This window comes from Paraburkholderia sp. IMGN_8 (assembly GCF_038050405.1).
Lineage (GTDB): Bacteria > Pseudomonadota > Gammaproteobacteria > Burkholderiales > Burkholderiaceae > Paraburkholderia.
In genome coordinates this window covers 2,626,933-2,640,417 of sequence record NZ_CP150901.1, presented here as the reverse complement: position 1 = coordinate 2,640,417, position 13,485 = coordinate 2,626,933, and the positions used below count along the sequence as shown (strand labels likewise).

13 protein-coding genes are annotated in these 13,485 nt (G+C 61.8%); 7 read left to right on the top strand and 6 right to left on the bottom strand.

What is annotated here, in order from left to right; translation table 11 throughout:
• The first annotated feature begins 56 nt into the window (after positions 1-56).
• The 3 genes from WN982_RS33000 (at position 57) to WN982_RS32990 (ending at position 3,489) form a co-directional block, all read left to right on the top strand.
• Positions 57-1,658 carry a tannase/feruloyl esterase family alpha/beta hydrolase gene (locus WN982_RS33000; RefSeq protein ID WP_341319494.1) on the top strand — a complete coding sequence of 534 codons (1,602 nt, stop codon included), beginning with the start codon at positions 57-59 and terminating at the stop codon, positions 1,656-1,658.
• Positions 1,659-1,804: 146 nt separating this feature from the next.
• Positions 1,805-2,731 carry an ABC transporter ATP-binding protein gene (locus WN982_RS32995; RefSeq protein ID WP_341316214.1) on the top strand — a complete coding sequence of 309 codons (927 nt, stop codon included), beginning with the start codon at positions 1,805-1,807 and terminating at the stop codon, positions 2,729-2,731.
• Positions 2,728-3,489: an ABC transporter permease gene (locus tag WN982_RS32990; RefSeq protein ID WP_341316213.1), complete on the top strand. Its 762-nt coding sequence runs from the start codon at positions 2,728-2,730 to the stop codon at positions 3,487-3,489. The genes WN982_RS32995 and WN982_RS32990 overlap by 4 nt, the downstream gene beginning before the upstream one ends.
• A gap of 75 nt (positions 3,490-3,564) precedes the next feature.
• On the opposite strand, the gene WN982_RS32985 is transcribed toward WN982_RS32990, so the two are convergent.
• Positions 3,565-4,569 carry an autoinducer binding domain-containing protein gene (locus tag WN982_RS32985; RefSeq protein ID WP_341316212.1) on the bottom strand — a complete coding sequence of 335 codons (1,005 nt, stop codon included), beginning with the start codon at positions 4,567-4,569 and terminating at the stop codon, positions 3,565-3,567.
• Positions 4,570-4,751: 182 nt separating this feature from the next.
• On the opposite strand from WN982_RS32985, the gene WN982_RS32980 reads away from it, so the two are divergent.
• Positions 4,752-5,666, top strand: coding sequence for a helix-turn-helix domain-containing protein (locus WN982_RS32980; RefSeq protein ID WP_341316211.1), 915 nt, complete (start codon positions 4,752-4,754; stop codon positions 5,664-5,666).
• Between the two features lie 454 nt (positions 5,667-6,120).
• Positions 6,121-6,546, top strand: a complete 426-nt coding sequence (locus WN982_RS32975) for a DUF3830 family protein (protein WP_120295817.1) — start codon at positions 6,121-6,123, stop codon at positions 6,544-6,546.
• Positions 6,547-6,572: 26 nt separating this feature from the next.
• On the opposite strand, the gene WN982_RS32970 is transcribed toward WN982_RS32975, so the two are convergent.
• The 3 genes from WN982_RS32970 to shiA form a co-directional block, all read right to left on the bottom strand.
• Positions 6,573-6,701 carry an oxalate:formate antiporter gene (locus WN982_RS32970; RefSeq protein ID WP_341316210.1) on the bottom strand — a complete coding sequence of 43 codons (129 nt, stop codon included), beginning with the start codon at positions 6,699-6,701 and terminating at the stop codon, positions 6,573-6,575.
• 10 nt (positions 6,702-6,711) lie between these two features.
• Entirely contained in the window at positions 6,712-8,115 is a 1,404-nt protein-coding gene (locus WN982_RS32965) for an OFA family MFS transporter (RefSeq protein ID WP_341316209.1), read from the bottom strand.
• Positions 8,116-8,548: 433 nt separating this feature from the next.
• A complete protein-coding gene (shiA, locus tag WN982_RS32960) occupies positions 8,549-9,868 on the bottom strand; it encodes a shikimate transporter (protein WP_341316208.1) in 1,320 nt (439 codons plus the stop codon).
• Positions 9,869-10,236: 368 nt separating this feature from the next.
• On the opposite strand from shiA, the gene WN982_RS32955 reads away from it, so the two are divergent.
• On the top strand, positions 10,237-10,458 hold the full coding sequence (locus WN982_RS32955) for a hypothetical protein (RefSeq protein ID WP_341316207.1): 222 nt from the start codon (positions 10,237-10,239) through the stop codon (positions 10,456-10,458).
• The gene (locus tag WN982_RS32950) at positions 10,436-11,155 is read left to right on the top strand and encodes a GntR family transcriptional regulator (protein ID WP_341316206.1); all 720 of its coding nucleotides are present in this window, start codon (positions 10,436-10,438) and stop codon (positions 11,153-11,155) included. Before WN982_RS32955 ends, WN982_RS32950 begins: the two co-directional genes overlap by 23 nt.
• A gap of 20 nt (positions 11,156-11,175) precedes the next feature.
• Here WN982_RS32950 and sucD read toward each other — a convergent pair whose 3' ends face one another.
• Together sucD and sucC are read right to left on the bottom strand one after the other, a co-directional pair.
• Positions 11,176-12,048, bottom strand: a complete 873-nt coding sequence (sucD, locus tag WN982_RS32945; protein WP_341316205.1) for a succinate--CoA ligase subunit alpha — start codon at positions 12,046-12,048, stop codon at positions 11,176-11,178.
• A gap of 1 nt (position 12,049) precedes the next feature.
• A complete protein-coding gene (sucC, locus tag WN982_RS32940; RefSeq protein ID WP_341316204.1) occupies positions 12,050-13,258 on the bottom strand; it encodes an ADP-forming succinate--CoA ligase subunit beta in 1,209 nt (402 codons plus the stop codon).
• Positions 13,259-13,485 lie beyond the last annotated feature (227 nt).

Below are 13,485 nucleotides of genomic sequence, written 5' to 3'. Positions count from 1 at the left end.
GTTCGCGCCGCACGCGCACACCAGCTTCCCGCACGGTCATCACGGTCGTCAGTGCGATGCTATGGCTGAGCGTTGTCAAGGCGTTTGGCGCGCCCAGGGAAGCGCCGCTCGCGATGCGTTGCGCGGAATTCGCCGGCGCCGTGTTGCCGCCCGAACTCATCGCCATGCCCACCGCCGGCGCGCAGATCGAAAACGCGGCGATGGTGGGCGCGACCGCGCCCGGCAATCAGCAAGGCGGCGAATATTGCCGCATCACCGGCCGCATCAAAGGGCTCAACGCGAGCACACCCGATATCCGTTTCGACCTGAATCTGCCGCGCCGCTGGAATGGCCGCGCGCTGCAGATCGGCGGCGGCGGGTACAACGGCGTGGTGGTCAGCGGCACCGGCGTGATGCCGTTTTCGCCGGATCGTGCACCGCTCGCGCAAGGCTATGCGACTTTCGGCGACGACTCGGGTCATGTGGGGGATTCGTCGCTCGCGATCTTCGGGCTGGTCGACGAAGCGGTGACGAATTTCGGCTACGCGCATCTGAAGAAGACGCATGACGCGGCGCTTGCACTCATTGCGCGCGCCTATGGCCGGCCGCCACAACGGATGTACTTCGCCGGCGGTTCGACCGGCGGGCGCGAAGGCTACACGGTGATGCAGCGCTTTCCGGACGACTACGACGGCGTGATCGCCAATTCGCCCGCGCTCAATTTTTCCGGCGTCCGTCTGCTCGGCGTGAAACTCGGTCAGGCCGAATACGCCACGCGCGGCGGCTTCATTCCACCGCCGTTGCTCGAGCACGTGTATCAACGAACGCTGGCGGTGTGCGACCGGCTCGACGGCGCGGTGGACGGTATCATCAGCGACGTCGCCGCATGCCGCGAGCACGAAGCGGAAATCGTCGCCTCAATGCGCTGCGCCGGGCATAGGCCGTCGCACGATGAATGCCTCACCGAGGCACAGCTATCCACCTTGCTCGTGATGCGCGATGGTTTGTCGTTGCCATACCGGCTGGCGTGGGACGTCAGCGGCTATCACGGCTACAACGTATTCCAGGGTACCCATCTGACCAGCACGCTCGGGCTCGGGCGTCAGCCCGGCCGGCTGCCGGTGCCGACCTTCCTGGCCAACGGCTACCTGTTCGCGCAAGGCGACGGCTACATCCGCTATTTCGTCGCGCGCGATGCGAGTTTCGATTCGCTCACATTCGACCCGCAGCATCCGGGGAAATATCGCGCTCAACTGTTCGCGCTGTCGCAGACGATCGGCGCGATGAACACCGACCTGACGCGCTATATCGCACGCGGCGGCAAGCTCATCACGCTGCAAGGCCTCGCCGACGAAGTCATCAGCCCGAATCAGACGATCGCCTACTATGAAGCGCTGATCGATCGCTTCGGCATCGACCAGGTCAACGCGTTCATGCGGCTTTATATGGTGCCGGGCTTCCAGCACGGCAGCGGCGTGTTCATTCCGTCGGTGGATCTGCTCGGCGCGCTCGACAACTGGGTGACGCGTGGCGCATCGCCTGAAACACTGACCGCGACCGACATTGCCGCCGCGACCAACGGGCGCTCGCGTCCATTGTGCCGCTATCCGCTGTTTCCACGTTATGTGGGCACGGGCAATCTGAATCTCGCCAGCAGTTTCGTGTGCGCGCAATCGTGAGGGCGGGGTGAGCAGAGCCTGCGCGTTTTTAAAGTAAAACAACGGCGCGCTGCACGTTTTCGCTCTTTCATTTACATTGCGGGTGCGGTCGCGCGTTCGCACCGCCTCCTTCCAATCCAATCCCGGTGTCTGCCATCGTCGAATCCATGCAGCCAATCGTCTCGGTTACGAATCTTTCAAAAACCTATGCCACAGGTTTTCACGCACTCAAAAACGTCAATCTGGCGATCCGCCGCGGAGAAATCTTCGCTTTGCTCGGCCCGAACGGCGCGGGCAAAACCACGCTGATCAGCATCATCTGCGGCATCGTCAATGCGAGCGAAGGCAGCGTGACGGTGGACGGCCGCGACATCGCGGCCGATTACCGTGGCGCGCGTTCGTTAATCGGTCTGGTGCCGCAGGAACTCACCACGGACTCGTTCGAAACCGTCTGGGCGACCGTCTCGTTCAGCCGCGGACTGTTCGGCAAGCCGAAAAACCCCGCTTACGTCGAAAAGGTATTGCGCGATTTGTCGCTGTGGGAAAAGCGCAATAGCAAGATCATCACGCTGTCGGGCGGCATGAAGCGGCGCGTGCTGATTGCGAAGGCGCTCTCGCATGAACCGCGCGTGCTGTTTCTCGACGAACCCACCGCCGGTGTCGACGTCGAGTTGCGGCGCGACATGTGGAAGCTGGTGCGCTCGCTCGCCGCGAGCGGCGTGACGATCATTCTCACTACCCACTATATCGACGAAGCCGAGGAAATGGCCGACCGCGTCGGCGTGATCAACGCGGGCGAGATCATGCTGGTCGAAGAGAAAACGGATCTGATGCGCAAGCTCGGCAAGAAGCAGTTGACGTTGCAGCTGGATAGTCCGTTGGAGCAGGTGCCCCCGACACTGACCGGGTATGGCCTGGATGTCGCGAACGGCGGCAACGAACTGATTTACACGTATGAAGGCGACGGCGGCCGCACCGACATCATCGCGCTGCTCAAAGCGCTCGACGATTCCGGCATCCGTTTCAAGGACCTGCATACCACGCAAAGTTCGCTCGAAGACATCTTTGTCAGTCTGCTCCGAGGTGACCAATGAATCTTTACGCAATTCGCGCGATCTACAAGTTCGAAATGGCGCGCACATGGCGCACGTTGATGCAAAGCATCATCGCGCCGGTGATTTCTACTTCGCTTTACTTCGTCGTGTTCGGGGCCGCAATCGGTTCGCGTATCAAGGAAGTGGACGGTATCAGTTACGGCGCGTTCATCGTGCCGGGATTGATCATGCTCTCGTTGCTGTCGCAAAGCATTTCGAACGCATCGTTCGGGATTTACTTTCCGCGCTTCACCGGGACGATCTATGAGTTGCTGTCGGCGCCGGTTTCGTATCTGGAGATCGTCGTGAGCTATGTGGGCGCGGCGGCGACGAAATCGATTCTGCTTGGCCTGATCATTCTCGCGACCGCAGGACTGTTCGTGCCGTTGCAAGTGCAGCACCCGTTCTGGATGATCCTGTTTCTCGTGCTGACCGCGGTGACCTTCAGTCTGTTCGGGTTCATCATCGGCATCTGGGCCGATAGCTTCGAGAAGTTGCAACTTGTGCCACTGCTGATCATCACGCCGCTGACGTTTCTCGGCGGCAGTTTCTATGCGGTCAACATGTTGCCGCCGTTCTGGAAGGTCGTGACGCTGTTCAATCCGATCGTCTATCTGGTCAGCGGCTTTCGCTGGAGCTTCTACGGTATCGCCGATGTGAACGTCGGCGTGAGCCTTGGCATGACCGCGGTGTTTCTCGCCGTGTTTCTGGCGATCGTCGCGTGGATCTTCAAGACGGGCTATCGTCTCAAGTCCTGATGGCACTGCCGTGCGTATGGCGTGCTGACCGGTGCCGCCGGCGAGCACGCCATGCGCGAAATCAACGCACAGCCATCACGACACATACCCCTGCGCGACGTTGATCAACTGCACGCGGTTGCGCACGTTGAACAGTTGCCGCAGCCGGCGCAGGTGGTAGTCGACGTTGTGCGGCGACAGCCCGAGGAAGTAGGCGATTTCCTTGTCGCGCTGTCCTTGCACGACCGCCTTCAGCACCGCATGCTGCAAGTTGCTCAGCGTGACGCGCTGCTGCTGAGCGGGCGCAATGCCGATCACGCTTTTCGCGTGCGTCCAGATGAATTCGTGGATCGTGTGCGCGAACATCAGCGTCTCGGCCACGATCGATTCGGTCATCCAGCGCGGGTTGGCGATCGCCGAGTTGAAGCACAGGCTCGCGCTCAGCTCCGGCTCGGGTAGCGGCATCTGCGTGAGAATCCCGCTCTTGCGGCCGGTCGCCTCCAGCATGTCGATCAGACCGCAGAGCCGCTCGCTGCGCATTTGCGCACGCGGCAGGTCGGCGCGCATGTCGGCCGTGTTCCATAAAAACGGCAGGCCGGTCGGCGACGCGAGCGCGACACGCGGATCGAGCTCGAAATAACGCTCGCGGAAATAACGCGTGAGCCACGTCTGCGACTCGTAGCTGGTCAGCACGAACATCGTCTTGTGATGCGCGGTGGTGCGCGTGGCCGAATAGCTGAACGAGTCGAAGCCGAGCTGTTTGATGCGCTCCCGCACGAATTCGATGCGGTCCTGCGCACTGCCAAAACGCACCAGTGGACTGATGACGGGCATGGCCCGCCGCGCGGCAGGCAAGGGCGCGCCGATTTCCTCCTCGGTGAAGAGCGTGAGAAAGCCGGCCGGCACCATGCCTGACGATGCCGTGCGGACTGCCGCCCTGGTTGCTTCAGCCGCGTGGGCTGAGTTCTCCGGTCGCCGCGCGTCGGCTGGGTAAGCCGATTGTGCGGTAACCGCTGAGTTGTAAGATGCCGACGCCCGGCCGGCTTCGCCTTGCGGCGAGCCGGTCAGCCAATGCGGCAGCGTATCGCATTCGTGTTCCATGAAACGGTAGCTCCGGCGTTCGAAACGCGTGATGGACGACAACCTGGATGATTAACTATTTCCAAATATTACGGTAGCCGGTTCCTTGCTATCATTTTTGAGATCTTGCGCTGACCGCTTGTGAACGGGCGCGGGACCCGCAGGGTTCTCTCTTTTGCATGCGGCATATTTCAGGAGACGCGATGGCAAGAATTCCAAAGCTGACAACAACGCTCGCCTACGACCGCTACATGGCGGGCCAGAAACTGGTCTCGAGCGTCGACCGTCCGTGGCGGCACCTGGTGCTGCGCTCGTATCTTGAACCGGCCGAGCAGGAACTGCTGGAGGCGCCCGGCTTGCAGGACGTCACGCTGATGACCCTCGGCAGCGGCGCCGAGCATCTCGAGCGCAACCTCAGCGGCCGCTGGGAGAGTGCCGACCTGCGCATGGGCGACGTCTGGTTCGTGCCGCCCGCGCCGATCTCCTGGCGCTGGCGCTCGATCAGCGACGAACCGTTGTCGACCGTCCACCTGCATCTTGAGCACAGCCTGATCGACAGCGTGGCCGACCAGATGGAATTGGGCGGTTCACGCGAGTTGTCGCTGGGCGACGCCATGCAGTTTCACGATCCGCTGATCGCGTCGATGCTCGGTGCATTGCATCGCGCTGCCAGTGACCCGGCCGACTCGCGTCTTTACGTCGACGCGCTGGTTCACGCGCTTGCCGCGCATCTGTTGCAGCATTATTCGCGCGGCCGCAACGCCGGTTCAGCCGGGCAGGCTGCGGGGCCCGAGCGCCTGGTGCCGCGCCGCATCCGCCGCGTGACCGACTATGTCCGCGCCAATCTTGCCGCCGATCTGGCGATCAGCGAACTGGCCGCGCACGCCGGACTCAGCAGTTTTCACTTTGCGCGCGTGTTTCGCCGCGAGACTGGCGAAACGCCACATCAGTTCGTCACGCGCTTGCGGCTCGAGGAAGCAGCGAGGCTGCTGCGCGCTACCGATCAGACCGTGCTGCAAATTGCCATTGCGGTTGGTTTCGAGAATGCCAGTCATTTCTCCGTGCAGTTCAAGCGTGGCTATGGCGTGACGCCGCTTGCTTACCGGTCGCGCGGCTGAGATCTACGGTTTGCGCGGCGGGCAGGGCTGGATGAGAGCCCGCGACCGCCGGCCGGCAACACCGCCGCCGCCTGGATGATCTTCGGCGTAAACATTGTGCGGCGCGGGAAGATGTCACAAGCTACGGCGCGGAACGTATCGCCAGGGGCCGAGGGGAATCATTGAGTGCAAAGCCCGACGAGCCGCCATGGCGGCAATCACACACTTTTCGAAGTGTGCTGCGCATTGCGTGGCTTGCAAACTACGAACTTTCGGGGAGGACGCGGGGGGAGAGTTGGCACCTGCTGGCCTCGATGCTGCTTACATACTCTTTTTTTCAACTGGCCTGACCGGATGCAAGGCGACTGTATCTGTCGAAGGCGTGCACCGGCCGACAAAATATCGCGCCAACGGCTTGGCCCAGCCGGCGTCTGACCGACCACTCCATTCAACCCGTTACACCGGATATCCAGCGATGACCCGACTTCGAATCACTTCATGCGGCCATGTGTTTACCGCCGAAACCCATCCGGACGCGCCGCAAACCGTGGCCGCCTTCCTGAAACTGCTGCCGTACCGCCAGAAGATCATCCACGTGCGCTGGAGCGGCGAGGGCTGCTGGGTGCCGCTCGGCGACTTCAAGCTGGAAAACGACGGCGCGGCGGTCGGCTTCGAGAATCACACGAGCCACCCGTCGGTCGGCGACATCCTGTTCTACCCGGGTGGCTACAGCGAAACGGAGATCATCCTCGCGTATGGCTCGTGCTGCTTCGCGAGCAAGATGGGGCAGCTCGCGGGCAATCACTTCCTGACCATTGTCGAAGGTAAGGAGAAGCTGCGTGAACTCGGCACCAAGGTGCTGTGGGAAGGCGCACAGGACGTGCTGTTCGAGAAGATCTAGACGGTAGCTGTGCCGGGCCCGCGCGCTTACTTGAACAGTTTCATCGCTTGCGAGAGGGTATTCACCACACCCCATGCCAGCGGAATCGTCACGTACAGCCAGAAGACGGCGAGTTTGACCTTGTTGGTCGGATGAACGGCTTGAGTTGTCGACATACGAGTCTCCTTAGGCGCCTTTAGCGAGTTGTGCATCGGTCATGTGGTGCTTGTCGGCCACACGCTTGACCAGCAGATTGCAGACGAAACCGATCACCAGCAGCACGACCATGATGTGAATCGTCATCGTGTAGGCATCTGCTTTTGCAACGCCATGTGCCACTTGATACGCTCGGATGTAGTTCACCAGCACCGGACCCGCCACGCCCGCCGCGGCCCATGCGGTCAACAGCCGGCCGTGAATGCCGCCGACAAACGCCGTGCCGAACATGTCCGCGAGATACGCCGGCACCGTCGCGAAGCCGCCGCCGTACATCGACAGGATCACGCAGTAAGCGAGCACGAACAGCGCGATCTGGCCCGAAGCGGCGAAGCCCGGCACGAGGTAGTACAACACGGCGCCGAGCGCGAAGAAGATGAAGTAGGTGTTCTTGCGGCCGATCCAGTCAGAAGCCGATGCCCACACAAATCGGCCGCCCATGTTGAACAACGACAGCAAGCCGACGAAACCAGCCGCCGCGGCTGCCGTCACGGTGTCCTTGAAGCTCTCCTGAATCATCACCGAAGCCTGGCCGAGAATGCCGATGCCGGCCGTCACGTTCAGGAACAGCACCAGCCAGATCAGATAGAACTGCGGTGTCTTCAGCGCCTGGTCGATATGCACGTGGTTGCGCGAAATCATCTTGTTCTGATTGGTCGCGGGCGGAGTCCAGCCGGCCGGCTTCCAGTCGGCGGGCGGCACGCGGATCGCCAGTGCGCCGATCGACATCGAGATGAAGTACGCAATGCCGAGCACGACGAAGGTCTCGGCCACGCCGACGCTGGTCGCGCTCTTGAAGTGGTTCATCAGCGCCACGGAGAGCGGCGCGGCAATCATCGCGCCGCCGCCGAAGCCCATGATCGCCATGCCGGTCGCCATGCCGCGGCGGTCCGGGAACCAGCGGATCAGCGTCGACACCGGCGAGACATAGCCGAGGCCGAGCCCGATGCCGCCGATCACGCCGTAGCCGAGATACAGCAACGCGATCTGATGCAGATACACGCCGAGCGCGGATACCAGAAAGCCGCCGCCGAAGCAGCATGCCGCGGTGAACATCGTGCGGCGCGGACCGACGTGTTCAAGCCACTTGCCGGCAAACGCCGCCGACAAACCGAGAAACACGATCGCCAGCGAAAAGATCCAGCCAAGCGAAGTCAGCGGCCAGTCGTCCGCGGTGGATTGCGTGATGCCGATGACTTTGGTCAGCGGACCATTGAACACGGAAAAGGCGTACGCCTGGCCGATACAGAGGTGAACGGCGAGAGCCGCGGGCGGAACCATCCAGCGCGAGAACCCCGGTTTCGCGACGGTGGCCTGTTTGGAAAAGAATGGGACAGAGCCTTGATTGCCGCTCGGCTCAGTGATGCTGCTCATGGTCGGTCTCCGTAAACGATTTCTTTGTTATCGGCGCCTAAAACAAATGCTTGAGGTGTCGCGGTGTAAAAATTACGTGATCAACGCGGGCGAATTATGTTCATTGACTTCATATGATGCATACATTTTTGTGGCCAACGATTATTCGGACGAACGATAGGACGCGCAATCTGGCTTTGCAATATGAGATGTAAATGCATAAGGAAATAACCTGCGTGAAATGCAACCGTAATCCTTCGGTTTGAGGCAACGCAGCGCTCATTCACGAGGGGCGCCTATCGAATGGCGCGCAAATGGAAGACCGGAACCGGCAGGAAGGAGAGAGACAGGTAAAAGAAAAGAGCTCGACTACCAGAAACCCGGCGCCAAAAACAAAGCGGGCCGGCAGTGGCAACCTCGCCACGCCGGCCCGCTGCAACAGCCGAGGCCCGGATCAGACGACCGTGCGTCCGGTCTTCATCTTTGCCGCCACCAGCACCGAGATCAGGCAACCGATCGCCAGATAAGCCGCCACCGGATGCCACGAGCCACCGGCAAAGCTGACCAGCGCCACCGCGATAAACGGCGTGAAGCCGCCGCCGACCACGCTCGCCACCTGATAACCGACGCCCGCGCCGCTGTAGCGATACTCGGTGCCGAACAGTTCGGTGAACATCGGTTGCTGCACGCTGACTACCATGTCGTGCGCGACATTGGCGAGCATCACGGCGAAGATCACAATCCACACAGTTGAGCGCGCGTCCAGCGCGAGGAAGAACGGCACCGCGCTGAACATGCCCATCAGCGCACCGGTGATATACACGCGCCGGCGGCCGAAGCGGTCCGCGAGCCACGCAAAACAGGGAATCGTCACGCAGCTCACCGCGCCGACCAGCAGGCCGATCGACAGAAAGAACTCGCGCGGCATGTGCAGATTCGCCGTCGAGTAGTTCAGGGCGAACGCGGTCACGATATACATCGTGAACAACTCGGCAAGGCGCAGCGCAATGATCAGCAGGAAGGCCTTCGGGTGCTGCAGCAACGCTTCGACGATCGGCAGCCGCACGCTGCGTTCCCCGTGCTCGCCGACTTTCTCGACGAACTCCTTCGACTCCTCCATGCTCGAGCGGATCCACAGCGCGATCAGCACCAGCACGACGCTGAACAGAAACGGCAGACGCCAGCCCCAGCTCAGGAACGACGCGTTGTCCATCGAACGGCTGATGATCGCGACCAGTCCTGTCGCGAGCACGAGGCCCACGCCGTAGCCGACCTGCACACCGCTGCTGTAGAACGCCTTCTTCTTCTCCGGCGCGCTTTCGACGGCCATCAACGCCGCGCCGCCCCATTCGCCGCCCACCGCGAAACCCTGGATCGCACGCAATGTCACGAGCAGCACCGGCGCCCACCAGCCGATGCTGGAGAAAGCCGGCAGCAGACCGATCGCCGCGGTGGACAGGCCCATCATCATCACGGTCAGCACCAGCATGCGCTTGCGGCCGAGCCGGTCGCCGAAGTGGCCGAACACGAAGCCGCCGAGCGGCCGGAACAGGAAGCCGACGCCAAAGGTGGCGAACGCGGCGAGCGTGCCCATCGCCGGGCTGACCTTCGGGAAAAACTCGGCATTGAAGACGAGCGCGGCGACAATGCCGTACAGAAGAAAGTCGTACCAGTCGACGACCGCGCCGACAAAGCTGCCGAGCGCCGCTTTGCGTGCGCGGCTGCGCGCCGTGCGGTTGTCGACCAGTGCGGCTGTCGGGATGGTGGTACTCATGACGATGTCTCCTTCGGAACTTTCTGACTGCTGTCTGGGGCGGCGCGGCTGACGCTGAGCGCCGGATTCTACCGGCCCGTTGCAGGATTTCCGAAGGTTAATGACGTGCCGCTGATCCCACAATCCGCATTCGATGCGGATTGCGCGATCAGCGATCGCGTCTGCGCGAATAGCGCGCGTTTTGCGCGTTTACACCAAGCTTCGACCTATCTGGATAAGCAGTGAACCGTCCGCGGCTCGCCCGTGCTACCGTGAGCGTGTAATCTTAAAAACAACAGCGGCTGATATATTGAATACGAAATATTGATTTATGCGGCGTTGCAGCATATGATTGAGTCATCTGTTCACTTAATCATTCGGAGTTACAAATGGAACTTGTTCCTCTCTCGCTGCTGGCCGTTGGGGTTGTTGGTCTCGGCTCCGCCGCCACCGTTCTGCTGACCCGCTGGATTCCGCAGCCGGTTGCGCAGCTTGCGGCGCAACATGGCCGGTTCGTCGGTCTCGGCGAACAAGGCGCGTTTGCATCGGCGGCGCCGTATCGTGCGCATGTTCAACAAGAGGCGATGAATGTCGTCAGAACTTCAAACTGAAGCAGTGGCCACACCGTTGACGTTGTCATTGCAGCCAATCGGTGCAAGCGCGAGCTTACGCGATCAGGCGTACGCGATGCTCCGCCAGGCCATTGCCGACGCGGACATCTACCAGACACGCGAAGAGATTCGTCTCGACGAACGCGTGCTGAGCGAGTCGCTCGGCGTGAGCCGCACGCCGGTACGCGAGGCGATGACGCTGCTCGAACAGGAAGGCTTTTTGCGCATGGTGCCGCGCCGCGGTATCTATATCGTGCGCAAGAGCAAGCGCGAAATCGTCGAAATGATCCAGATGTGGGCCGCGCTGGAAAGCATGGCGGCGCGTCTTGCCACGCTGCACGCCACGGACGAGGAAATCGCCCGTCTGCGCCACATGTTCGACAATTTCCGCGATGCCACGCCGGCCGAGCACATCGCCGAATACTCGGACGCGAATATTGCGTTTCACCAGGCGATCGTGGAGTTGTCGAAGTCGCGGATCATTCTCGACACGATCAAGAACATCTTTATCCACGTGCGGGCGATTCGCCGCATGACCATTTCGCAGAGCGACCGCGCGTCGCGCTCGATCGTCGATCACCTGCGCATCATCGAGGCGCTGGAACAGCGCGATACCGAACTGGCTGAGCGGCTCGTGCGCCAGCATTCGCTCGATCTCGCGGCATTCGTCGAAGCGAATTGCGATTTTCTGGATTGAGCCGGAACCTCCGCAACAGCTCACCGCATTGCCGCCAACATCGTCTCTCCCAATGCCGCGGGTGATTGCGCGACATGTATCCCTGCTGCGCGCATCGCGTCGATCTTCGCGCCGGCCGTACCCTTGCCGCCGGAAATGATCGCGCCCGCGTGGCCCATACGGCGTCCCGGCGGCGCGCTGGTCCCCGCGATAAAGCCGACCACGGGCTTCTTCGAGCGCGCATCCTTGAGGAATTGCGCGGCGTCTTCTTCCGCCGCGCCGCCGATCTCGCCGATCATGATGATGCCGTAGGTGTCGTCGTCGGCGAGAAACAGTTCGAGACAATCGATGAAATTGGTGCCGTTCACCGGATCGCCGCCGATGCCGATGCAGGTGGTCTGCCCGAGTCCCGCGGCGGTGGTTTGCGCGACGGCCTCATAGGTCAACGTGCCCGAGCGCGACACCACACCGATCTTGCCCGCGCGATGGATATGCCCCGGCATGATGCCGATCTTGCACTGACCCGGCGTGATCACACCCGGGCAGTTCGGGCCGATCAACCGTGTGCGCGAACCGGCGATCGCGCGTTTCACACGGACCATATCGACAACTGGAATACCTTCGGTGATGCACACCACCAAGGGCACTTGCGCATCGACGGCTTCGAGAATCGCATCGGCGGCGAGCGGCGGCGGCACGTAAATCACCGACGCATCCGCGCCGGTTCGCGCCACCGCTTCGGCGATCGTGTCGAACACCGGCAAGCCGAGATGCTGCGTGCCGCCTTTGCCCGGCGTCACGCCGCCGACCATTCGCGTGCCGTACGCGAGCGCCTGTTCCGAATGGAAGCTGCCTTGCGAGCCCGTGAGGCCCTGGCAGATAACCCTGGTGTTGCGATCGATCAGAACGGCCATGTCATTGCACTCCTGCGTGGGATCGGGCAACGGCGGCGACGACTTTGTCGGCGGCGTCGGCGAGATGATCGGCGGATAGGATCGGCAAGCCGGAGTCGCGCAGAATCTGCTTGCCGAGTTCGACGTTGGTGCCTTCCAGGCGGACCACCAGCGGCACGCGCAAATCGACTTCGCGCGCGGCGCTCACCACGCCTTCGGCAATCACATCGCAGCGCATGATGCCGCCGAAAATGTTGACCAGAATTCCTTCGACTTTCGGATCGTTGAGGATCAACCGGAACGCGGTCGCGACGCGTTCTTTGGTCGCGCCGCCGCCTACGTCGAGGAAGTTGGCCGGCTCGCCGCCGTAGAGTTTGATGATGTCCATGGTGGCCATCGCGAGCCCGGCGCCGTTGACCATGCAGCCGATGTTGCCGTCGAGCGTCACGTAGTTCAGGCCGTGTTTCGCGGCTTCGAGCTCGGCTGCGTCTTCTTCGGCTTCGTCGCGCAACGCTTCGATCGACGGATGGCGGAAGAGGGCGTTGTCGTCGAAATTGATCTTCGCATCGAGCGCGACCACGTCGCCGGCAGCAGTCACCACCAGCGGATTGATCTCGACAATCGACGCGTCCAGTTCCACAAACGCCCGGTACACGCTGACGATAAAGCGCACCGCCGCGCTCACCTGTTTGCCGCTCAGCCCGAGGCCGAACGCGATTTGCCGCGCGTGGAACGACTGCAAGCCGGTGACCGGATCGATTGCCACTTTGAGGATCTTTTCCGGCGTGCGCGCGGCGACTTCCTCGATCTCCATGCCGCCTTCGGTCGACGCCATCAGCGTGATGCGCGACGTGTTGCGATCGATCAGCATGCCGAGATACAACTCGCGTTCGATCGCGCAGCCTTCCTCGATATACACGCGCTTTACCTCGCGGCCCGCCGCGCCGGTCTGTTTCGTCACGAGCACCGAGCCGAGCATCAGCGCCGCATTGCGCACCACATCGCTCACGCTTTTCACTACGCGCACGCCACCTGGCCCCGCGCGATCGTTGGTGAAGCGGCCCGCGCCGCGTCCGCCCGCGTGAATCTGCGATTTGACGACCCACACCGAGCCGCCGAGCTGTGCCGCGGCGTCTTCCGCTTCTTGCGGCGTGAAGGCGACGCGGCCGTTCGGCACCGCCACGCCATAGTCCCGCAACAACGCCTTCGCCTGATATTCGTGAATGTTCACAGTCTCCTCGCTGGGTTGGGTGGCACCGCGCGGTGCGGGATAAACCGTGCTCGACGGCCTTTGAAATATGGTATGTGATATATCAAACGTCTTCAAGACGGAATGTGAGTCGGTGTTTTCCCCTGGTTTAGCGCCAGGAAAACTGCAGTTTTCCGCTGTGATGCAGGCGAGACAAGCGTTTGAAGCAGAAATCCTGCCGCGAGCACATCTTGAAATTGACCTTGATT

What these genes read in the sequence shown, in the direction of transcription:
- WN982_RS33000 (WP_341319494.1), top strand. Translation starts at nt 57, where the DNA reads ATGCTATGGCTGAGCGTTGTCAAGGCGTTTGGCGCGCCCAGGGAAGCG.
- WN982_RS32995 (WP_341316214.1), top strand. Translation starts at nt 1,805, where the DNA reads ATGCAGCCAATCGTCTCGGTTACGAATCTTTCAAAAACCTATGCCACA.
- WN982_RS32990 (WP_341316213.1), top strand. Translation starts at nt 2,728, where the DNA reads ATGAATCTTTACGCAATTCGCGCGATCTACAAGTTCGAAATGGCGCGC.
- WN982_RS32985 (WP_341316212.1), bottom strand. Translation starts at nt 4,569, where the DNA reads ATGGAACACGAATGCGATACGCTGCCGCATTGGCTGACCGGCTCGCCG.
- WN982_RS32980 (WP_341316211.1), top strand. Translation starts at nt 4,752, where the DNA reads ATGGCAAGAATTCCAAAGCTGACAACAACGCTCGCCTACGACCGCTAC.
- WN982_RS32975 (WP_120295817.1), top strand. Translation starts at nt 6,121, where the DNA reads ATGACCCGACTTCGAATCACTTCATGCGGCCATGTGTTTACCGCCGAA.
- WN982_RS32970 (WP_341316210.1), bottom strand. Translation starts at nt 6,701, where the DNA reads ATGTCGACAACTCAAGCCGTTCATCCGACCAACAAGGTCAAACTCGCC.
- WN982_RS32965 (WP_341316209.1), bottom strand. Translation starts at nt 8,115, where the DNA reads ATGAGCAGCATCACTGAGCCGAGCGGCAATCAAGGCTCTGTCCCATTC.
- shiA (WP_341316208.1), bottom strand. Translation starts at nt 9,868, where the DNA reads ATGAGTACCACCATCCCGACAGCCGCACTGGTCGACAACCGCACGGCG.
- WN982_RS32955 (WP_341316207.1), top strand. Translation starts at nt 10,237, where the DNA reads ATGGAACTTGTTCCTCTCTCGCTGCTGGCCGTTGGGGTTGTTGGTCTC.
- WN982_RS32950 (WP_341316206.1), top strand. Translation starts at nt 10,436, where the DNA reads ATGTCGTCAGAACTTCAAACTGAAGCAGTGGCCACACCGTTGACGTTG.
- sucD (WP_341316205.1), bottom strand. Translation starts at nt 12,048, where the DNA reads ATGGCCGTTCTGATCGATCGCAACACCAGGGTTATCTGCCAGGGCCTC.